Here is a 19,285-nt window from a genome sequence, read left to right on the forward strand (position 1 = left end):
CCGGTCGAGCCTTGGGCGCCGCCGTGAACTCCTCGCATCGGGGTCAGCGGGGGTCGCGTGGGGCCGGACGGCCCGCTCAGCGGGCGGAGCGGCGGGTGCGGCCGCCCAGCGCACGCTCGTCGCGCTTGCCGTCGGCATCCTGCCGCAGCTCCTTGGGGAGGGAGAACATGAGGTCCTCTTCCGCCGTGCGGACCTCCTCGACATCCGCGTAGCCGGCCTCGCTGAGAGCATCGAGCACCTCGCGCACCAGCACCTCCGGCACCGAGGCGCCGCTGGTGACGCCCACCGTGCGCACGCCGTCCAGCCACTCCTGCCGCACCTCGTCGGCGTAGTCCACGCGGTACGCGGCCTTCGCGCCGTACTCACGCGCGACCTCGACCAGGCGGACGCTGTTGGACGAGTTCGCCGACCCGACCACGATCACCAGGTCCGCCTCACGGGCGACCTTCTTGATCGCCACCTGACGGTTCTGGGTGGCGTAGCAGATGTCATCCGACGGCGGATTGTGCAGCTCGGGGAAGCGAGCGCGGAGCCGATCGACGGTCTCCATCGTCTCGTCGACGGAGAGCGTGGTCTGCGACAGCCAGACGACCTTCGAGGGGTCCTTGACCTGGACGGTGTCGGCCTCCTCGGGGGAGTTGACGATCGTGACCCGGTCCGGTGCGTGCCCGGCGGTGCCCTCCACCTCCTCGTGCCCGTCGTGGCCGATCAGGAGGATCTCGTAGTCGTCGCGGGCGAAGCGCACCGCCTCGCGGTGCACCTTGGTCACCAGCGGACAGGTGGCGTCGATCGCGTGCAGCTGCCGGGCGGATGCCTCCTGCACGACCGACGGGGCGACGCCGTGCGCGCTGAAGACGACATGCGAGCCCTCGGGCACCTCGTTGACCTGGTCGACGAAGATCGCGCCCTTCTTCTCGAGCTCGGTCACCACGTGGATGTTGTGCACGATCTGCTTGCGCACGTACACCGGCGAGCCGTAGCGTTCCAGCGCCTTCTCCACCGCGATGACGGCGCGGTCCACCCCGGCGCAGTAGCCGCGCGGTGCGGCCAGCAGCACCCGCTTGGCCCCGTCGACGGGGCGGTCCTCCAGGGGCGCGCGCCGACGCGCGGGACGCGGGGGCTCGGGAAGCCTGACGATGGTTGCGCTCACCCCTCCAGCCTACCGATGCCGGCTGGTGAAGGGCCGGGAGCCGGCATCCGGCGCAGCGGGACGGATGCCGGGGCCGCGGCGCCCCGAGCGGCCGCGCCCACGGCATCCGGACGGCGGTGTCGATGGCATCCGGAACAATGGAGTCATGACCGCCTTCGAAGCCGCCGCGATCCCCGGCCAGCCGCCGCCCGCAGACTCCGTGGCGCCCCGTGACTCGTCCGCGGATGCGCCGACCTCGGTCGCGCGGCTCAACGGGACGATCCGCGACTTCGTCGCACGGTGGAGCACGGTGTGGGTGGAGGGCGAGATCACCTCGTGGAACGTGCGCGCGGGCAATGTGTTCGCCCGGATGAAGGATCTCCGCTCCGACGCGCAGATCTCGATCCGGGTGTGGTCGAGCGTGCGGGCGCGCCTGCCGAACGACCTCGCGATCGGCGACCACGTGGTCGCCGCCGTCAAGGCCGACTACTTCGTCAAGGGCGGCGATTTCAGCTTCATCGTCTCGGCCATGAGGCACGTCGGCCTGGGCGACCAGCTGGAGCGGCTGGAGAAGCTGCGCGCCCAGCTGCGTCAGGAAGGGCTGTTCGATCCGGCGCGCAAGAAGAGCATCCCGTTCCTCCCCCACTGCATCGGCCTGATCACCGGGGAGAGATCGGATGCCGAGAAGGACGTGCTGCGCAATGCCGAGCTGCGCTGGCCCCAGGTGCGCTTCCGCACCGCCTACGCTGCCGTGCAGGGCGACCGCAGCGTCCCGGAGGTGCTCGCGGCGCTCGCCCGACTGGACGCCGACCCCGACGTCGACGTCATCATCATCGCCCGCGGCGGCGGCGACCCGCAGACGCTGCTGGGCTTCAGCGACGAGCGCCTCGTGCGCGCCGTGGCTGCGGCTGCCACCCCCGTGGTCAGCGCCATCGGCCACGAGAACGACCACCCGCTGCTGGACGACGTCGCCGACCTGCGCGCGTCGACCCCGACGGATGCCGCCAAGCGCGTCGTCCCGGACGTCGGCGAGCAGCGCGCGCTCATCGCACAGCTGCGGGCGCGGGCGACGGGGCGCCTCACCCAACGCGTGTCCCACGACATCGCACGGCTGGAGCAGCTGCGCTCACGCCCTGTGCTCCGCTCCCCCGAACCCATCATCGAGGGCCGCGCCCAGGAGGTGTGGCTGCTGGCATCCCGCGGCCGCGACACCGTCGCCCGACAGCTGGACGCCGCCGCGCGCACCACCGCCGAGCTGCGCGCCTCGCTGCGGGCGCTGTCCCCCGCGGCGACACTGGCCCGCGGCTACGGCATCGTGCACCTGGATGACGGACGCATCGTGCGCGACGCCGCAGACGCCCCTGCCGGCACGCCGCTGACGGTGACGGTCGACCGCGGTTCGCTGCGCGCTCGCTCCGAGGGCGAGATCTCCGAGGCGGGATAGTGCGCGCAGGGGTCGCTCAGAACTCATCGGTAGGATGGATGCCGTGACCGCGCCCAACGACTCTCCCGTCGATTCGCTGTCGTTCGAGGCCGCTCGTGACGAACTCGTGCGCGTGGTCGCAGAGCTCGAACAGGGCTCTCCGACGCTCGAGCAGTCCCTGGCGCTCTGGGAGCGCGGCGAGGCGCTGGCCGCACGCTGCGAGGAGTGGCTGCTGGGCGCGAAGCGCCGTCTCGACGCCGCCCGCGACGCGGCATCCGACTCCGGCGCCGCCGCGGAGGAGATGCCATGAGCCGCAAGCCGGGGATCGTCGCCGAGCTGGGACGCCCGGAGACCCCGGAGGAGACCGCCGCCCGCAAAGCGGAATCCAGCCGCATCTACCGGTCCAGCCAGTCGTTCCGCAATCTCATCGCCGCGCTCATCGTCACCGTCGCGGTCGTCGCCGTGATCGTCTTCGCCGTGCCCCGCGGCGAACCCACGGAGCGCCCGCCCATCGACGTCGCGAAGATCGCCGCCGACGTCGCCTCCACCTCCGAGCGCCCGGTGATCGTCCCCGAGCTCGACGACTTCTGGCGCGTCAACGCCGCCGTCCTCGAAGGCGGCGCACCCACGGTCTGGAGCGTCACGATGGCGCCCGCCGCGGAGCGCGAACGCGGATTCATCAAGCTCGCCCAGGCGTTCGACGCGGATGTCTCCTGGGCACCGCAGGTCACCGGAGGCATGGCGCCCACCGGCACCGAGGACATCGACGGGCTCGTCTGGGACGTCTTCGACCTGGGCGACCGTGGCACCGCCAACGTGACCTACGCACTGGGCACCCAAGCCGGCTCCGACTACGTGCTGCTGTACGGCTCCCGCTCCGCGGAGTCGACCACCCAGCTCGCCGCCTCGCTGACCGCGCAGCTGCACGACCTGAAGGAGGCCGAATGACCACGACGCTCACCCCCATCGAGGCGTGGACGAGACTGATCGAGGGCAACAGGCGATTCGTCGCCGGCGAGTCCCGACATCCGAATCAGGACGCCCACCGGCGTGCGGAGATCGCCAACGGTCAGAGCCCGTTCGCGACCTTCCTGGGCTGCTCGGATTCGCGGGTCGCCGCGGAGACCCTCTTCGACGTCGGGCTCGGCGACCTGTTCACGACCCGCAACGCCGGGCACATGGTCACCGAATCCGCGGTGGCGAGCATCGAGTACGCCGTCGAGCTGCTCGACGTCCCGCTGCTGATCGTGCTCGCGCACGACTCCTGCGGCGCGGTCGCCGCCGCCGTGCAGAGCACCGCCATCGATGCCGCGCCCCTGCCGCCGCACATCTGGAAGCTCATCGCCCCGATCGTTCCCGCCGCCCGCCGCGTGCTCAAGGAGAGCGGCGGCACGACGCTGGAGGAGATCGACCCCGAGGAGGTCGGCCGCGAGCACCTGCGCGGCACCATCCTCGGTCTCCTCGAATCGTCCGAGATCATGACCACTGCCGTCGCGGAAGGCCGCCTGGCCATCGTCGGAGCCAAGTACCGCCTGACCGACGGCAGCGCCATCCCCATCGCACAGGTCGGCCTCGCCGACTCCGACATCCCCTCACTCTCAAAGGAGCAGAAGTGACAGAACAGGCCTACCGCATCGAACACGACACGATGGGTGACGTACGCGTTCCCGCGGACGCCCTGTACGGTGCGCAGACCCAGCGCGCCGTCGAGAACTTCCCCATCTCCGGCAAGGGTCTCGAGCCCGCGCAGATCGCCGCGCTGGCCCGCATCAAGAAGGCCGCGGCCCTCGCGAACAAGGAGCTCGGCACGCTCGACGGCGCCATCGCGGATGCGATCGCCCAAGCCGCCGATGAGGTGGCGACCGGTGCCCACGACGGCGAGTTCCCGATCGACACGTATCAGACCGGGTCGGGCACGTCGTCGAACATGAACATGAACGAGGTCGTCGCCACGCTCGCCTCGCGCATCCTCGGCTCCGCCGTGCATCCCAACGACCACGTCAACGCGTCCCAGTCCTCGAACGACGTCTTCCCCACCTCGGTGCACATCGCCGTCACCCAGGCGCTGATCGCCGATCTCATCCCAGCGCTCGAGCACCTCGCCGTCGCGTTCGAGGCGAAGGCGGATGCCTGGAAGGACGTCGTCAAGTCCGGTCGCACCCACCTCATGGACGCCACACCGGTGACGCTGGGCCAGGAGTTCGGCGGCTACGCGCGTCAGATGCGCCTGGCCGTGGAGCGCGTGCAGACGGCCCTTCCGCGCGTGGCGGAGGTGCCGCTGGGCGGCACGGCCACGGGCACGGGGATCAACACGCCGCTGGGCTTCCCGCAGAAGGTCATCGAGCTGCTGGCCGCGGAGACCGGACTGCCGATCACCGAGGCGAAGGACCACTTCGAGGCCCAGGCCAACCGTGACGGCCTGGTCGAGGCATCCGGCGCCCTGCGCACGATCGCCGTGTCGCTGACGAAGATCAACAACGACCTGCGCTGGATGGGCTCCGGCCCCAACACGGGCCTGTCGGAGATCCACCTGCCCGACCTGCAGCCGGGCTCGTCGATCATGCCCGGGAAGGTCAACCCCGTCATCCCCGAGGCCGTGCTGATGGTCTGTGCACGGGTGATCGGGAACGACGCCACGATCGCCTGGGGCGGTGCATCCGGCGCCTTCGAGCTGAACGTCGCGATCCCCGTGATGGGCACTGCGCTGCTGGAGTCGATTCGGCTGCTGACCAACGCCACCCGCGTCCTCGCGGACAAGACCGTCGACGGGCTGGAGGCCAACGTCGAGCGCGCTGCGGCCCTGGCGGGCATGAGCCCGTCGACCGTGACCCCGCTGAACAAGGTCATCGGCTACGAGGCCGCCGCGAAGATCGCCAAGCACGCCATCGCCAAGGGCATCACCGTGCGCGACGCGGTGATCGAGCTCGGCTACGTCGAGCGCGGTGAGATCACCCTCGAGGTTCTCGACGCGAAGCTCGACCTGCTGAGCATGACCCACGCCGGCTGACGCCCCCTGCGGGCCCCTGCAGCCTCTGGCCCCGCGGCCCCATCTGCAGTCCCTGCCCCACAGCCCACAACTGTCGCACTTCCCGGCCACTGTTGCGTTTCTCGGCCGAACACACCCGTTCGGTTCGCATCGCGCAACAGTGGCCGCGATATGTAGCAGGTTGTTGTCCCTGCACAGGGGGAACACCAGGCAGACTTCTACCCAATGTCTGGATTCGGGTCGGCGGATGCCGTGCACCGGCGGCACCATGATGGGCATGCTCTCCGCCCACGACACCATCACCCGGCTCGGCGGTCTCGCTCGCGGCGACCACCTCCAGCAGCTCGGATTCACGCGCACGCAGCTGTCGCGCCTGGTCGCACGCGGGCAGATCGAACGCATCCGGCACGGCGTGTTCGCCGTCGGCTCCCTCGATGACGACACCCGCACGGCGCTTGCGCATGGCGGTGCTCTCTGCTGCGCAAGCGTGCTGCAGCGTCGACATGTCTGGCTGCTCGTCTCACCGGCGGCGCCGCACGTCTGGCTCGGCCACAGGGGTCGTCCACTCCCCCACCCGCAGTGCGCATGCGTGTCGCACTATTTCCGCGGCCCCGTGCCCTTCGGCCGGACGGGTATCGAGACGGCACTCGTGCAGTACCGATCCTGCTGCGGAGACGAGGCCTTCTTCGCCGCGTTCGAATCCGCCTGGAGGAGCGGTCTGCTCACCAGGGCCGCACGTGCGCGCATCCGCTCCCGCCTCCCGGGCACCGCTCGCTGGCTGGTGGATCTCGCGCGCCCGGATGCCGACAGCGGCCTGGAGTCGCTGCTTCGGCTCAGGCTGCACATCCTCGGCATCCATCTTGCCTGTCAGGTCGAGATCCGAGGCGTCGGCAGGGTCGACTTCGTCATCGACGGTCACCTGATCCTCGAGGCCGACGGCAAGATCAACCATGACGGCGTCACGATGCGACACAAGGACCTGGTGCGGGATGCCGCAGCGTCACGTCTGGGCTACGAGACGCTCCGCTTCGACTACGCGCAGATCATCCACGACTGGCCGACCGTCCAGGCCGCCATTCTGGCCGCCCGCCGGCGACTGCGGCGCGCGCACTGACCCCACCCACCAGCCCTGTGCCGCCCCATCCCCCCTGTCCCGCCCGCACGGCCGATGTTGCGATATGCGGCCGAATCCTGCGAATCAGGCCGCATATCGCAACATCGGCCGGGGCGGCGGGGAGGAGTGCTGGGAAGGAGGCACGGGCTGGGACGGTCCCAGGGCAGCAGCGGGTCAGCTCAACTCGTTGCCCTCCAGCAGGTCGGTGACCAGGGCGGCGATGGCCGAGCGCTCCGAGCGGGTGAGGGTGACATGGCCGAACAGCTCATGGCCCTTCAGGGTCTCGATCACGCTGGCGACGCCGTCATGCCGGCCGACCCGCAGATTGTCCCGCTGCCCCACGTCGTGGGTGAGCACCACCCGGGAGTTCTGCCCGATGCGGCTGAGCACGGTCAGCAGCACGTTGCGCTCCAGCGACTGCGCCTCGTCCACGATCACGAACGCATCATGCAGCGAGCGACCGCGGATGTGCGTGAGCGGCAGCACCTCCAGCATCCCCCGCGCCATGACCTCCTCCAGCACATTGCCGGAGACCACCGAGCCCAGCGTGTCGAAGACCGCCTGCGCCCAGGGGCCCATCTTCTCCCCCTGATCCCCCGGCAGGTAGCCGAGCTCCTGCCCGCCGACGGCGAACAGCGGCCGGAAGACGACGATCCTCTTGTGCTGCTGACGTTCGAGCACCGCTTCCAGGCCCGCGCACAGCGCAAGGGCCGACTTGCCGGTGCCCGCGCGCCCGCCGAGGGAGATGATGCCCACATCCGGGTCCAGCAGCAGGTCGATGGCGATGCGCTGCTCCGCCGAACGGCCGTGCAGCCCGAACACCTCACGATCGCCGCGCACGAGGCGGAACTCGCCGTCTCCGACCACGCGTCCCAGCGCCGACCCGCGCTCGGAGTGGATGATCAGGCCGGTGTTCACGGGCACGCCGCGCACCAGGTCGCTGAGCCCGACCTCGCTCTCGTACAGGTCGCTCATCTCGTCGCCGGACAGGTCGAGCGTGGCGACGCCGGTCCATCCGGAGTCCACAGCCTGCTCGGCCAGGTACTCCTCGGCCGCCAGCCCCAGTGATGCCGCCTTGACGCGCATCGGCAGGTCCTTGGAGACGATCGTGACCGCCTGGCCGTCCTGCGCCAGCCGCGCGGCCGTGGCGAGGATGCGACTGTCGTTGTCGCTGAGACGGATGCCGGCGGGCAGGATCGACAGGTCGGTCGCGGCGAGCTCGACCCGCAGCGTTCCGCCCTCCCCCACCTCCACGGGGAAGTCCAGCCGGCCGTGCTCGACGCGCAGGTCGTCGAGGTGGCGCAGGGCGCGACGGGCGAAGTACCCCAGCTCGGGGTCGTGCCGTTTGGCCTCCAGCTCCGAGATCACCACGACGGGAAGCACGATGGAGTGCTCGGCGAAGCGGAACAGGGCCTGCGGGTCGCTGAGCAGCACCGAGGTGTCGAGCACGTACGTGCGAAGAGCCGTGTCATCGTGTGATGCGGCGACCCGTCCGGCGACGGCGCTGCGTGCAGGGTGCTGGTGCGAGGTGCGAGTGGTCACGATCGATCCCCCGATCCGGGTTGTCCCGGCTCTGCTGCGAGTCGACCGAGGGCCACGAGTCGCGATCCTGACGGCCGACCCGATCGGGCACGGTGCCCGATGCCTTGACCGTACGGCGGTGCGGCCGCAGACGGGTGCGCGTGAGCGGGCGTGTCGCTCTTAAGCCGCGATGAACATCGTGCGACCGGATGCCGTCAACGGCCGAACCGCCGATCGCGATCCGCGTAGTCGCGGATCGCCCGCAGGAAGTCGACCTGGCGCAGATCCGGCCCGAGCGCCTCCACGAAGTAGAACTCGCTGTGCGCGCTCTGCCACAGCAGGAAGTCGCTGAGCCGCTGCTCCCCGCTGGTGCGGATGACGAGATCGGGGTCGGGCTGGCCGCCGGTGTACAGATGCTCGCCGATCATCTCCGGCGTGAGGCGGGCGGCGAGATCCTCCAGGGTGCCCCCGGATGCGTTGTGCTGGCCGATGATGCTGCGCACGGCGTCCACGATCTCATTGCGCCCGCCGTACCCGACGGCGAGGTTCACGTGCAGTCCGGTGTTCCCACGGGTGCGCTCCTGCGCATCCTGCAGGACCCGCAGCAGCTCCGGCGGAAGGAGGTCTGGACGGCCCACGTGCTGCACCCGCCAGGTTCGGCGCTGAGACAGCGTGTCGGCGAGCTCCGCGATGATCTCGATGAGATCGTCGAGCTCCTTCGAGTCGCGCTTGCTCAGGTTGTCGGCCGAGAGCAGGTACAGCGACACCACGCCGACGCCGAGGTCATCGCACCACCCCAGGAACTCACGCATCTTGGCCGCACCGGCGCGATGCCCGTCGGCGGCGGACTCGTACCCGAGCTGGCGCGCCCAGCGCCGGTTGCCGTCGATCATCATCGCGACATGGTGCGGGACGGATGCCGGATCGATCCGGCGCCGCAGACGGTTCCCGTAGAGCCGGTAGAGGGGTCCCCGCCCAGAGCTCTCGCGTGCACTCACATGCATACGCTACCGCCACAGACCGGATGGACGCCGACTGGGCGGTCATGTACCGCCCGCGGAATACGAGGAAGCCTAGAGTGAGCACGTGAGCACCCGAGCCTCCGGCAGTCCCGATGTCCCCCAGCTGCCCCTGCTCGATGCCGCGGCCCAGGACGCCGGAGTCGAGGTGAAGCCGACCTGGCGGGGCTGGATCCATGCGGGTACGTTCCCCATCGCGATCGCTGCGGGCATCGTGCTCATCGTGCTCGCGCACGGCACCCCCGGCAAGTGGGCGGCGGCCGTGTTCATGACCACCTCCCTGCTGCTGTTCGGGAACTCCGCGGTGTATCACCGCTTCAGCTGGGGGCCCACGGTCAAGGCGGTGCTCAAGCGCATCGATCACGCCAACATCCTGCTGCTGATCGCCGGCACGTACACACCACTGGCGGTGCTCGCGCTCGCGCCGGAGAAGGGGACGCTGCTGCTGGTGCTCGTGTGGAGCGGCGCACTCGCGGGCATCCTGTTCCGCGTGTTCTGGATCAACGCGCCGCGCTGGCTGTACGTGGCCCTGTACCTGCTGCTGGGCTGGGTCGCGATGATGTACATCGTCGATCTGATCCACGCGAACGTCGCGATGATGGTGCTGGTGTGCGTCGGCGGCATCCTGTACACGGTCGGCGCCGTCATCTACGCCATGAAACGGCCCAACCCGTGGCCCGGCCGTTTCGGCTTCCACGAGATCTTCCACGTCTGCACGGTGCTGGCGTTCCTGTGCCACTGGACGGCGGCCCTGCTGATCTCCCTCGCCCCGCACACACCGTCACTGGGTCTGGCCGGCTGACATCCCCCGACATCACGTGGCCTCGGGCGGCGAGGGACGTGGCATCCTGGTCTGCGGAATCGTCTGGAGGATCACTATGGCAGATGTCGAGAGCTTCACCCTCGATCACACCGCCGTCAAGGCACCGTACGTGCGCCTGATCGGCGTGGAGCGCGGCCCGCGGGGCGACGCGATCTCGAACTTCGACGTGCGCTTCGTGCAGCCCAATGAGGGAGAGATCCCGACCGCCGGCCTGCACACCATCGAGCACACCCTGGCCAGCGTGCTGCGCGATCACATCGACGGCGTGATCGACATCTCACCGTTCGGATGCCGCACCGGCTTCCACCTGATCATGTGGGGCGAGCCCACGATCGCCGACGTCGTGGCGGCCGTGCGCGCAGGCCTGGAGTTCATCGCCGGCCCGGCGCAGTGGAGTGACGTGCCCGGGGTGTCCGCCGTGGAGTGCGGCAACTACCGCGACCACAGCCTGCACAGCGCGAAGGAGTGGTCGAAGCGGATCCTCGCGCAGGGCATCAGTCTGGACGCCTTCGAGCGCGTCGGCGTCTGACACCCGGGTCCGGGCAGGTGCCCGGCGCCTTCCCGAAGCGCCTCGTCCGAGGCGGCGGAGGTCAGCCGCGCGGCTCGTGTCCGGCATCCGGGGCCTCTTCAGCGCCCGGCCTGCGGTCGGCATCCGGCCCGCCGTCGTCGCCTGCCCCGCGCGCCGCCTCGGCCGCGGCCTGCTCGGCGTCGAGCTCGGCGCGCACCTCGTCGCGGTAGCGCACGCGACGGATGCGCCGGTTCATGTCCCAGATGAGCAGTACGACGGCCGCTACGACGAGGATCACGACGGCGAAGCCCGCGAAGCCCGGTGTCACCAGTTCGGGTGCGACCGTGGAGGTCGGTGTCGGCATCGGGGTGCTCTCGCCGAACAGGATCATCGGTCCGCCTTTCCTCCGCAGGTCGCCTAACCTGGGAGTACCAGCCTATCCGTCGACAGATGATCGGGAGACCCGTGACGACAGCACGCGAGCTCGATGAGCGCTACGGCCGCCGCGGTCGGCGCCGCCTGCCCTGGGTCATCGGCGGGGCCGTCGCCGTCGCCGTCGTCGCCGTGCTCGGATGGATGATCGTGGCCGACGAGATGAACACGGTCTCGGCCGAGGACACCGGGTTCACCGTGGTGGACGAGCACACCGTGAACGTGCGCTTCCAGTACACGGCACCGCGCGGATCGGACGTGGTGTGCGCGGTGCAGGCGCTGGACGAGGAGTTCGGCGTGGTGGGCTGGAAGATCATCGAGATTCCCCCCGCCGCGGGCCATTCGGCGGCGCACGATGTGAGCATCCCGACGGTCGCGCCGGCGACGACGGGTTTGGTGAAGTCCTGCTGGGTCGCTTAGACTCGACGCGAGATGACCGACGCCCCGGCCCGTGCCGGGGCGTCTTGGCATATCCCCGAGTCGCGATGTCGACTCGGCAACGTCCGCAGCCCCTGAGGGGGCCCGCACCGAAGGAGCACGCTGTGTCCACAGACGCTCAGGTACCTTTCCTCACGCAGGAGGCCTACGATCGGCTCGTCGACGAGCTCGAGCAGCTCTCCACCGTGGGTCGCGAGGAGATCGCGGCTCGCATCGAGGCCGCTCGTGAAGAGGGCGACCTCAAGGAGAACGGCGGCTATCACGCGGCCAAGGACGAGCAGGGCAAGCAGGAGGCCCGCATCCGCACCCTCCAGCAGCTGCTGAAGACCGCGAAGGTCGGCGAGGCGCCCACCAGTCGCGGCATCGTCGAGCCGGGTACCGTCGTCACCGCGATCGTGGCGGGCGACGAGGAGGTCTTCCTGCTCGGCAGTCGCGAGATCGCCGTGAGCGGCGACCTCGACGTGTACAGCGAGGCGAGCCCGCTCGGACAGGCCATCCTCGGCCTGAAGGTGGGCGAGAAGACCAGCTACGAGGCGCCCAACGGGCGCGCGATCTCCGTCGAGATCACCGGAGTCGAGACCTACACGGGCTGATCGGCCCGATCCGCGACGGCGGAGCGCCCTGTGGGCCCCGCCGTCGTTCGTCCCGGGGTACGGGTGAACGGCCGCCCCGTCAGCCCTCCGACACCGTCTCCGGCTGGAATCCGGCGGCACGGAGGGTGTCGAGGGCGAGCTGGGTGTGCTCGAGTCCGCGGGTCTCGATCGACAGCTGCAGGATCATGTCACTGAGCTGCAGACCGTGCCCGTGGCGGGTGTGCAGCACCTCCATGACGTTCGCCCCCACCTGCGCCAGAGCCTCCGAGACCTTCGCGAGCTGGCCGGGACGATCGGGCAACGGGATGCGCACGGTGGCGTAGCGTCCGGACGCCGCCAACCCGTGCGAGACGACCCGTTGCAGCAGCATCGGGTCGATGTTGCCGCCGGAGAGGATCGGCACGGTCGTGCCGGCGTTCTTCACCTTGCCGGCGAGGATGGCGGCGACGCCGACGGCGCCGGCGGGCTCCACGACGACCTTCGCGTGCTCGAGCAGAACGAGGATGGCGCGGGCGATGTCGTCCTCGGTGACCGTGACGACGTCGTCGACCATCTCCTGGATGATCTCGAACGGGACGTCTCCGGGGCGGGCGACGAGGATGCCGTCGGCGATGGTCGGCTGTGTGACGATCTCGACCGGATGCCCCGCCTCCAGCGACGGCGGCACGGCCGCGGCCTTCTCGGACTGCACGCCGATGACCCGCACCGTGCGCCCGACGGCTGCTGCGGCCTGCTTGACGGCAGCGGCGACGCCGGCGATCAGACCGCCTCCGCCGATGCCCATGATGACGGTGTCGACGTCGGGCACGTCGCGGTGGATCTCCAGGCCCAGCGTCCCCTGGCCGATGATGACGTCACGGTGGTTGAAGGGCGGGATGAGGACCGCACCGGTGCGCTCGGCGAACTCGGCGGCGAGCCGCAGCGAGGTGGCGACCGTCTCCCCCTCCAGGATCACCTCGGCGCCGTACCCGCGGGTGGCCAGCAGCTTCGGCACCGGCACTCCCAGCGGCATGAAGATCGTCGCGGGGATGCCCAGCGACTGCGCGGCCAGCGCCACCCCCTGAGCGTGGTTGCCCGCGGAGGCGGCGACGACGCCGCGCAGCCGCTCCTGCTCGGTCAGCTGCGCGAGCCGATAGGAGGCCCCGCGGATCTTGAACGACCCGGTGCGCTGCAGGTTCTCCATCTTCAGCAGCACCGGGGAGCCCAGCACCTCGCTGAGCGCACGGGACAGCTCCGTGGGCGTGTGGGAGATCACCTCGGACAGGCTCTTCTCCGCCGCGGAGAACTCTGCCAGGCTCGGGACTGCGGTCATCTATTCCTCCTCGTCCGCTCCCGCGGAACTGTACTCCAGATGAGTTCGGCGTCGGGTTCCTCGCCCGTGCGCCAGGCGCCGGTGCTGATGGTCACCGACGCCACGTTGACGAACGCCGCCAGCGGCACGGCGAACAGCGCCCCGGGGATGCCCGCGATCATCGCACCGCCGGCGACGACCAGCACGACGGCCAGGGGGTGCACCTTCACGGCGGAGCCCATCAGGATGGGTTGCAGGATGTGCCCTTCCAGCTGCTGCACGAGCAGCACGACCGCGAGCATGGCCAGGGCGATCCACAGGCCGTTGTAGACCAATGCGAGGAACACCGCCACGGCGCCGGTGACGACGGCGCCCACGATCGGCACGAAGGAGCCGAGGAACACCAGTACGGCCACGGGGATCGCCATCGGCACGCCCAGCAGCGCCGCACCGATGCCGATGCCGACCGCGTCGATGGCGGCGACGAGCATCTGCGTCCTGGCGTAGTTGATCACGGTGTCCCAGCCGTTGCGCGCCGCGGCGTCCACAGCCGGGCGCGACCTGCGCGGGAACAGCCGGAGCGTCCACGTCCAGATGCCGTTCCCGTCCGCCAGCAGGCAGATCAGGATGAACAGGGCCAGCACCGCGCCGGTGAGGACCTCAGCGGCGGTCCCGGTGACGGCTCCGGCAGCGCTCAGCAGCCAGTCCTGCTGCTCGGCGGCCAGACCGCGCAGCTGCTCGAGGTACCCGTCGATGTCGGTCTCGGTCAGGTGCAGCGGACTGGTCAGCAGGAAGTCCTTGAGCGAGTCGATCCCCTCGGCCGTCCGCTGTCGCACGTCCGGAAGCTGCGCCCGCACCTGCCAGATGACCAGCCAGAACAGTCCGACGACGATGCCGATCGCCCCGACGAGGGTGGTGGCGATGGCCAGCCAGCGCGGGAACCTCGCCCGCAGCAGGAGCTGGAACGCCGGCCACAGCAGCGCGGTGATGAGGATGCCGACCATGAGCGGGATCACCAGCGCCTTGAGCAGGATCACCAGCCAGATGAACAGGGCGATCGCGCCGGCGATGACCAGCAGCCGCCACGCAAACGCGGCCGTGACCCTCAGCGGCCGGGGGACGGACTCGTCGGCCTCGCTCGTGATCGTGCGCTCGGTGACCGGCGGATAGTGGCGGAACGGATTGCGGAACCTCGGTGCGGGGTTGTCGCTCATCTTGCAATTCTACGTACCGCGGCTGAAAGCGCCTGATTCCGTGTCCGAGGCTCCGGCTAGCCTGGAGCCGTGAAGATCGGCTCCTCCGCCTCCCTCAGTGCTGGTGAGGCCCGCAGAATCGCACTGGCCGCGCAGGGCTTCTCCCGACGGATGCCGGAGGCCGTGGCCGTCCGTCACCTGCATCGCACGATGGATCGCCTGGGCGTGCTGCAGATCGACTCGGTGAACGTGTTCGCCCGCTCGCACTACATGCCGATGTTCTCCCGGCTGGGCTCGTACGACCCCGCGCTGCTGGACCGCGCGTTCCTGTCGGGTACGAGGCACTACGTCGAGTACCTGGCGCACGAGGCGGCATTCATGCCGGTCGAGGACTGGGCGCTGTGGGGGTTCCGCATGTCGGCCTGGCGGCGCCGGGCGTCCGAGCCCGGCAGCTGGATGCACGCCAATGCGCGCACTCTCGACTGGGTGCGGGCCCAGCTGCGGGAGCGCGGCACGCTCCGACCGTCGGATCTTCGCGACGACGCGCCTCGGGAGCGCGGACCGTGGTGGGACTGGGATGCGGCGAAGTCCGCGCTCGAGCATCTGTGGCGGTGCGGGGAGGTGGCGATCGCCGGTCGGGCCGGGTTCGAGAGGCGCTACGACCTCGCCGAGCGCATCATCCCCCGCACGGTGCTGTCGCAGTCCGTCTCCGTCCCGGATGCCGTCCGCGAACTCGTGCGCCGCGCGGCGCGCTCCCACGGCGTCGCGACGATCGCCGACCTCAACGACTACTACCGGCTGCGGGACCGGTCCGCGGTCCGCGCGGCCGTCGCCGACCTCGTGGACTCCGGCGAGCTGACTCCGGTCGTCGTGCGCGGATGGGAGCGGAGCGGTCGCAGCATCCCGGCGTGGCTGCATCGGGATGCGGTGCTGCCCCGCCGCATCGAGCGCACCGCGCTGCTGACCCCGTTCGATCCGGTGGTGTGGTTCCGCGACCGCGCCCTGCGCGCGTTCGGTCTGGATTACCGCATCGAGATCTACGTGCCCGCACACAAGCGTCGTTACGGGTACTACTCTCTCCCGGTCCTGGTCGGGGATCGCATCGTCGCGCGCGCGGATCTGAAGGCGGATCGCCCGGCATCCGTGCTGCGCGTGCAGTCGATCTGGTGGGAACCGACCGCCCGACCGGAGCCGGATGCCGCGCAGGTGGCCGGCGCGCTCGCCCGCGCGGCCTCATGGCAGGGCCTGGAGCGCATCAGCGTCTCGGGGTGGGGGGATGCGACGGATGCCGTCGCGCGCGCCCTCGGCGGTCGCGACGTGGCCGTGGAACGGCACGTGCACCCGCGGGAGCGACGCTCGACCGTGACACGCGAATGACCCGACGCCGCGCGGCGTGGAGTCATTCCGTGTCAGAACTGCACCCGAGGCGGCTCGGAGATCGCGCTGCCGTCGGCGACCTCGAAGAACTCGCGCTCGGTGAAGCCCAGCCCGCGGGCGAAGAGGTTGTTGGGGAAGACCTTGATCTTCGTGTTCAGCTCTCGCACCCCGCCGTTGTAGAAGCGGCGGGCGGCCTGGATCTTGTCCTCCGTGTCGACGAGAGCGTGCTGGAGCTGCAGATAGTTCTCGCTGGCCTGCAGCTGGGGATATGCCTCGGCGACCGCGAACAGACTGCGCAGGGCCTGCTGCAGATGGCCCTCGGCGACGCCGGCCTCCGCCGGACCGGCGGCCGACAGCGTCTCCGCCCTGGCCCGGGTGACGCCCTCGAAGACGGCCTTCTCGTGCGATGCGTATCCGCGCACCGTCTCGATGAGGTTCGGGATGAGGTCGGCGCGGCGCTTGAGCTGCACGGTGATGCCGCTCCACGCCTCATCGACGCGCACGTTCAACTGCACGAGCGAGTTGTACGTCGACCACAGGTAGATCCCGACGAGCACGAGCACGCCGACGATGATCAGTACCGGCCAGAGCCACTCCATGGATGCCCCCTCTAGGATGTCCCCACCATCCTATGCACGAGACTCTGCAGATGGGCTGGGCGGCGGACTGTGCTCACGCCCCGAGGATCCGTTCGAGGTGGCGGTTGCCGAACACGCGCTGCGGGTCCAGCTGATCCCGCAGCGCGAGGAAGTCATCGAAATGCGGATAGCGCTCGCGCAGCTGCTCGGCGCCGAGGCTGTGCAGCTTGCCCCAGTGCGGTCGGCCGCCGTGGTGGAGCATGATCTGCTCGACCGCATCGAAGTACTCGCGCGGATCGACGCGCCAGTAGCGGTGCACCGCGATGTAGGCGCTGTCGCGTCCGGAGGCGGTGGACAGCCAGAGGTCGTCGGATGCCGCGAAACGCACCTCGACGGGGAACTCGACGCGCCAGCCCCGTGCGGAGATCAGCTGCCGCAGCTCGTCGAACGCGGGGACCAGGTTCTCCGCGGGCAGCGCGTACTCCATCTCGCGGAAGCGCACGGTGCGACGGTGGATGAGCACGCGGTGGGATGCGTCGCTGTAGCGGGCGTCCCCCGTGACCTGCACGGCCAGGCGGTTGAAGGGCGGGATGACGGCGGGCACCGCTCTGCTCACCGCGCAGAACACCCGGAAGACGCCGTTGGTGAGGACCGTCTCGTCGAGCCAGTGCCGCACGGCGGGGATGGGCTGTCGCCTCGTGGACTCCGGCATCCGGGTCTGCGTCTTCTTCAGCGCGACATCGGTGTGCGGGTGCCAGTAGAACTCCAGGTGGTCGGCGGCGGCCGCCTGCTCATGCACGCTCGCGAGCGTCTCGTCGAGCGGGGCGGGCTCATCCACGGCGCTCAGCACGAAAGCGGGCACGCACTGCAGGGTCACCTCGACGATGATCCCGAGGGCGCCCAGCCCGACCACGGCGCCGGGCAGCATCTCGCTGTTGTGCGTCTCATCGATGCGCAGCAGCTCGCCCTCCGCGGTGACCAGGGTCAGTCCGCGCACCTGCGTGGCGATGCCGCCGAAGCCCGTGCCCGTGCCGTGGGTTCCCGTCGAGATGGCGCCGGAGATCGACTGCCGATCGATGTCGCCGAGGTTCTCCATCGCGAGCCCGTATGGGCGCAGCAGCGCCGGCACGCGGTGCAGGCGCGTGCCGGCCAGGAGCGTGACGCGCCCGGTCTCGGCATCCGCACTGACCAGCCCCTGCAGGTCGTCGAGCTCGAGCAGCACGCCCGGCGCGACGGCGATGCCCGTGAAGCTGTGACCGGCGCCGATCGCCTTCACCGTCAGTCCCTGGTCGAGGGCGGCCTTGACCGCGCGCTGCACGCCCTCGGGCGTGCGCGGACGCTCGACGCGCACCGGCCGCACGGATGCGGAGCGGCCCCAGTTCTGCCAGGTCCCGCCGGGCCGGGTCACAGGAACGCCTTCCCCTCGCCGCGGTAGGTGGGCAGCTCGTCGACGACCTCGCCACCGGCGACGAGATGGTAGCCGTGCACGCGCTCGGCGGGCTCCCCGCTCTTCGCGTGGCGGAACCAGACCCGGTCCCCGGTCTTCAGTCCGCGCGCCGCGACGCCCTGCAGCGGTGTCTGCACCTCCCCCGCGGCCTCGCGCGAGAGCGTGCGCAGCCGCGGCGGCCACACCGGGAGGGGCTGGCGGGAGGCGACTGCCGGGCCGGAGGCGATCCAGCCGCCGCCGAGCACGGTGGCGATGTCCGCGGCGGGTTTGCGCACCACGTCGAACGCGAACGCGGTGGCGGGGGCGGGTCGGAAGGACCTGTACCCGTCGAACAGGTGCCCGGCCAGCAGACCGCTGCCGGCGGTGGCCTCGGTCAGCGACTGGTCGCTGCCGGTGAACTCCAGCGAGCCGGTCCCGCCGCCGTTGAGGAACTCGAGCGGGGCGACGTCGAGCATGGCGTCCGCGATCTGCGCGCGACGCACGAGCAGCTCCTCCCGGGAGCGCGCCTGCACGATCCGGACGACGGGCGCGTCCGCTCCGACGGCGTCGGGCTGCCCCGCGATCTGCGCTTCGTACATCTGCAGTCCGACGAGCCGGAACCCGGGACGGCGCACCACCTGGCGGGCGAACCCGGCGACATCCGCCGCGGTGAACAGTGGTGAGCGCCGCACGCCCAGGTGACCGAGGCCCGGTGCCTTGAACGAGGCGTCGACGTCGATGGCGACGCGCACCTCGGGCCGTCTGCCGGGCGCGGCGACGTCATCGATGAGATCCAGGTGCGCGAGGTCATCGATCATGAGCGTGATGCGCGAGGTGAGCCGCTCATCGCTCAGCAGCGCGGAGAGCGCCGCGCGATCGGCACTCGGATAGCCGAGCACGATGTCGTCATGCTCCTCAGCGAGCCACAGCGCCTCCGGGAGGGTGAAGGCGAGGAGCCCGCGGAAGCCGGGGATGGCGAGTACGGCGTCGAGGACGGCGCGCACCCGCACGGACTTCGTGGCGACGCGGATGGGGATCCCGCCGGCGCGCACGAGCAGATCCATCGCGTTGTGGCGGAGCGCGTCCTTCTCGATGACGGCCACGGGCGCGGGCAGGTGCGCGGTCGCCTCGGTGAGCATGCGCCACCAGCGTGCTTCGTCGCGCCACGGGGCGCCGCCGGACGCGGCGGTCCGGTCGGCGGTCACGCTCTGGTCATCAGTGAGGTCGAGCACTCCCCCACCCTACGACGTCCGGGACTCGGATTCACCGTGCACGGGACATCGTCGCATCCGACGTCGCCCCGATAGGCTGGCCCTGCGGCCCCCATAGCCCAACGGCAGAGGCAGGCGACTTAAAATCGCTTCAGTCCGGGTTCGAATCCCGGTGGGGGCACCGCGGGGTCGCGGACAAGATGACGGAAGGACCCGTCGAGAC

20 protein-coding genes and 1 tRNA gene are annotated in these 19,285 nt (G+C 70.3%); 12 read left to right on the forward strand and 9 right to left on the reverse strand.

Annotated elements, in window-relative coordinates; translation table 11 throughout:
- Positions 1 to 76: 76 nt before the first annotated feature.
- Complete coding sequence (locus ABD770_RS02135; protein WP_425562716.1) at positions 77 to 1,150, reverse strand: 4-hydroxy-3-methylbut-2-enyl diphosphate reductase; 1,074 nt, start codon at positions 1,148 to 1,150, stop codon at positions 77 to 79.
- 145 nt (positions 1,151 to 1,295) lie between these two features.
- On the opposite strand from ABD770_RS02135, the gene xseA reads away from it, so the two are divergent.
- From xseA to ABD770_RS02165, 6 genes are all read left to right on the forward strand, one after another.
- The gene (gene xseA / locus ABD770_RS02140) at positions 1,296 to 2,573 is read left to right on the forward strand and encodes an exodeoxyribonuclease VII large subunit (RefSeq protein ID WP_344817842.1); all 1,278 of its coding nucleotides are present in this window, start codon (positions 1,296 to 1,298) and stop codon (positions 2,571 to 2,573) included.
- A 34-nt stretch (positions 2,574 to 2,607) separates the two neighbouring features.
- Positions 2,608 to 2,862: an exodeoxyribonuclease VII small subunit gene (locus tag ABD770_RS02145; RefSeq protein ID WP_344817843.1), complete on the forward strand. Its 255-nt coding sequence runs from the start codon at positions 2,608 to 2,610 to the stop codon at positions 2,860 to 2,862.
- The gene (locus tag ABD770_RS02150) at positions 2,859 to 3,500 is read left to right on the forward strand and encodes a DUF4245 family protein (protein WP_344817844.1); all 642 of its coding nucleotides are present in this window, start codon (positions 2,859 to 2,861) and stop codon (positions 3,498 to 3,500) included. Before ABD770_RS02145 ends, ABD770_RS02150 begins: the two co-directional genes overlap by 4 nt.
- Positions 3,497 to 4,168, forward strand: a complete 672-nt coding sequence (locus ABD770_RS02155) for a carbonic anhydrase (RefSeq protein WP_344817845.1) — start codon at positions 3,497 to 3,499, stop codon at positions 4,166 to 4,168. Before ABD770_RS02150 ends, ABD770_RS02155 begins: the two co-directional genes overlap by 4 nt.
- Positions 4,165 to 5,559 carry a class II fumarate hydratase gene (locus tag ABD770_RS02160; protein WP_344817846.1) on the forward strand — a complete coding sequence of 465 codons (1,395 nt, stop codon included), beginning with the start codon at positions 4,165 to 4,167 and terminating at the stop codon, positions 5,557 to 5,559. The genes ABD770_RS02155 and ABD770_RS02160 overlap by 4 nt, the downstream gene beginning before the upstream one ends.
- A gap of 226 nt (positions 5,560 to 5,785) precedes the next feature.
- A complete protein-coding gene (locus ABD770_RS02165) occupies positions 5,786 to 6,652 on the forward strand; it encodes a type IV toxin-antitoxin system AbiEi family antitoxin domain-containing protein (RefSeq protein WP_344817848.1) in 867 nt (288 codons plus the stop codon).
- A 174-nt stretch (positions 6,653 to 6,826) separates the two neighbouring features.
- Here ABD770_RS02165 and phoH2 read toward each other — a convergent pair whose 3' ends face one another.
- Together phoH2 and ABD770_RS02175 are read right to left on the reverse strand one after the other, a co-directional pair.
- Entirely contained in the window at positions 6,827 to 8,101 is a 1,275-nt protein-coding gene (phoH2, locus tag ABD770_RS02170; protein ID WP_344819849.1) for an RNA 5'-3' helicase PhoH2, read from the reverse strand.
- A gap of 287 nt (positions 8,102 to 8,388) precedes the next feature.
- Positions 8,389 to 9,171 (reverse strand): isoprenyl transferase, encoded by a 783-nt coding sequence (locus ABD770_RS02175; RefSeq protein ID WP_344817849.1) that lies wholly within the window; start codon positions 9,169 to 9,171, stop codon positions 8,389 to 8,391.
- 88 nt (positions 9,172 to 9,259) lie between these two features.
- Between ABD770_RS02175 and trhA the strand changes: the two genes are divergently transcribed.
- Together trhA and ABD770_RS02185 are read left to right on the forward strand one after the other, a co-directional pair.
- Entirely contained in the window at positions 9,260 to 9,994 is a 735-nt protein-coding gene (gene trhA / locus ABD770_RS02180; RefSeq protein ID WP_344817850.1) for a PAQR family membrane homeostasis protein TrhA, read from the forward strand.
- Between the two features lie 76 nt (positions 9,995 to 10,070).
- Positions 10,071 to 10,544 carry an S-ribosylhomocysteine lyase gene (locus tag ABD770_RS02185; RefSeq protein ID WP_344817851.1) on the forward strand — a complete coding sequence of 158 codons (474 nt, stop codon included), beginning with the start codon at positions 10,071 to 10,073 and terminating at the stop codon, positions 10,542 to 10,544.
- A 61-nt stretch (positions 10,545 to 10,605) separates the two neighbouring features.
- Here ABD770_RS02185 and ABD770_RS02190 read toward each other — a convergent pair whose 3' ends face one another.
- Positions 10,606 to 10,914 (reverse strand): hypothetical protein, encoded by a 309-nt coding sequence (locus ABD770_RS02190; protein WP_344817852.1) that lies wholly within the window; start codon positions 10,912 to 10,914, stop codon positions 10,606 to 10,608.
- Positions 10,915 to 10,988: 74 nt separating this feature from the next.
- On the opposite strand from ABD770_RS02190, the gene ABD770_RS02195 reads away from it, so the two are divergent.
- Entirely contained in the window at positions 10,989 to 11,375 is a 387-nt protein-coding gene (locus ABD770_RS02195; RefSeq protein WP_344817853.1) for a DUF4307 domain-containing protein, read from the forward strand.
- Positions 11,376 to 11,497: 122 nt separating this feature from the next.
- Positions 11,498 to 11,986 (forward strand): transcription elongation factor GreA, encoded by a 489-nt coding sequence (greA, locus tag ABD770_RS02200; RefSeq protein WP_344817854.1) that lies wholly within the window; start codon positions 11,498 to 11,500, stop codon positions 11,984 to 11,986.
- A gap of 79 nt (positions 11,987 to 12,065) precedes the next feature.
- Here greA and ilvA read toward each other — a convergent pair whose 3' ends face one another.
- Positions 12,066 to 13,298, reverse strand: coding sequence for a threonine ammonia-lyase (ilvA, locus tag ABD770_RS02205; RefSeq protein WP_344817855.1), 1,233 nt, complete (start codon positions 13,296 to 13,298; stop codon positions 12,066 to 12,068).
- Complete coding sequence (locus ABD770_RS02210; RefSeq protein ID WP_344817856.1) at positions 13,295 to 14,491, reverse strand: AI-2E family transporter; 1,197 nt, start codon at positions 14,489 to 14,491, stop codon at positions 13,295 to 13,297. Before ABD770_RS02210 ends, ilvA begins: the two co-directional genes overlap by 4 nt.
- Before the next feature lie 69 nt (positions 14,492 to 14,560).
- Here ABD770_RS02210 and ABD770_RS02215 point away from each other — a divergent pair, with 69 nt between their 5' ends.
- Positions 14,561 to 15,847: a winged helix-turn-helix domain-containing protein gene (locus ABD770_RS02215; RefSeq protein ID WP_344817857.1), complete on the forward strand. Its 1,287-nt coding sequence runs from the start codon at positions 14,561 to 14,563 to the stop codon at positions 15,845 to 15,847.
- A gap of 32 nt (positions 15,848 to 15,879) precedes the next feature.
- On the opposite strand, the gene ABD770_RS02220 is transcribed toward ABD770_RS02215, so the two are convergent.
- The 3 genes from ABD770_RS02220 to ABD770_RS02230 form a co-directional block, all read right to left on the reverse strand.
- Entirely contained in the window at positions 15,880 to 16,446 is a 567-nt protein-coding gene (locus tag ABD770_RS02220) for a LemA family protein (RefSeq protein ID WP_344817858.1), read from the reverse strand.
- Positions 16,447 to 16,519: 73 nt separating this feature from the next.
- Positions 16,520 to 17,833, reverse strand: coding sequence for a D-arabinono-1,4-lactone oxidase (locus tag ABD770_RS02225; protein ID WP_344817860.1), 1,314 nt, complete (start codon positions 17,831 to 17,833; stop codon positions 16,520 to 16,522).
- Positions 17,830 to 19,083, reverse strand: a complete 1,254-nt coding sequence (locus tag ABD770_RS02230) for a type III PLP-dependent enzyme domain-containing protein (protein ID WP_344817861.1) — start codon at positions 19,081 to 19,083, stop codon at positions 17,830 to 17,832. The genes ABD770_RS02225 and ABD770_RS02230 overlap by 4 nt, the downstream gene beginning before the upstream one ends.
- Positions 19,084 to 19,170: 87 nt before the next feature.
- Between ABD770_RS02230 and ABD770_RS02235 the strand changes: the two genes are divergently transcribed.
- Positions 19,171 to 19,243: transfer RNA gene (locus tag ABD770_RS02235), tRNA-Leu, on the forward strand.
- The last annotated feature ends 42 nt before the right edge of the window (positions 19,244 to 19,285 follow it).

The sequence above is a fragment of the Microbacterium soli genome (genome assembly GCF_039539005.1).
Classification (GTDB): Bacteria; Actinomycetota; Actinomycetes; order Actinomycetales; family Microbacteriaceae; genus Microbacterium; species Microbacterium soli.

Coding starts and splice junctions, on each gene's coding strand:
- ABD770_RS02145 (WP_344817843.1), top strand. CDS start 2,608: ATGGATGCCGTGACCGCGCCCAACGACTCTCCCGTCGATTCGCTGTCG.
- ABD770_RS02165 (WP_344817848.1), top strand. CDS start 5,786: ATGCCGTGCACCGGCGGCACCATGATGGGCATGCTCTCCGCCCACGAC.
- xseA (WP_344817842.1), top strand. CDS start 1,296: ATGACCGCCTTCGAAGCCGCCGCGATCCCCGGCCAGCCGCCGCCCGCA.
- ABD770_RS02220 (WP_344817858.1), bottom strand. CDS start 16,446: ATGGAGTGGCTCTGGCCGGTACTGATCATCGTCGGCGTGCTCGTGCTC.
- ABD770_RS02185 (WP_344817851.1), top strand. CDS start 10,071: ATGGCAGATGTCGAGAGCTTCACCCTCGATCACACCGCCGTCAAGGCA.
- ilvA (WP_344817855.1), bottom strand. CDS start 13,298: ATGACCGCAGTCCCGAGCCTGGCAGAGTTCTCCGCGGCGGAGAAGAGC.
- ABD770_RS02155 (WP_344817845.1), top strand. CDS start 3,497: ATGACCACGACGCTCACCCCCATCGAGGCGTGGACGAGACTGATCGAG.
- ABD770_RS02150 (WP_344817844.1), top strand. CDS start 2,859: ATGAGCCGCAAGCCGGGGATCGTCGCCGAGCTGGGACGCCCGGAGACC.
- ABD770_RS02190 (WP_344817852.1), bottom strand. CDS start 10,914: ATGATCCTGTTCGGCGAGAGCACCCCGATGCCGACACCGACCTCCACG.
- ABD770_RS02210 (WP_344817856.1), bottom strand. CDS start 14,491: ATGAGCGACAACCCCGCACCGAGGTTCCGCAATCCGTTCCGCCACTAT.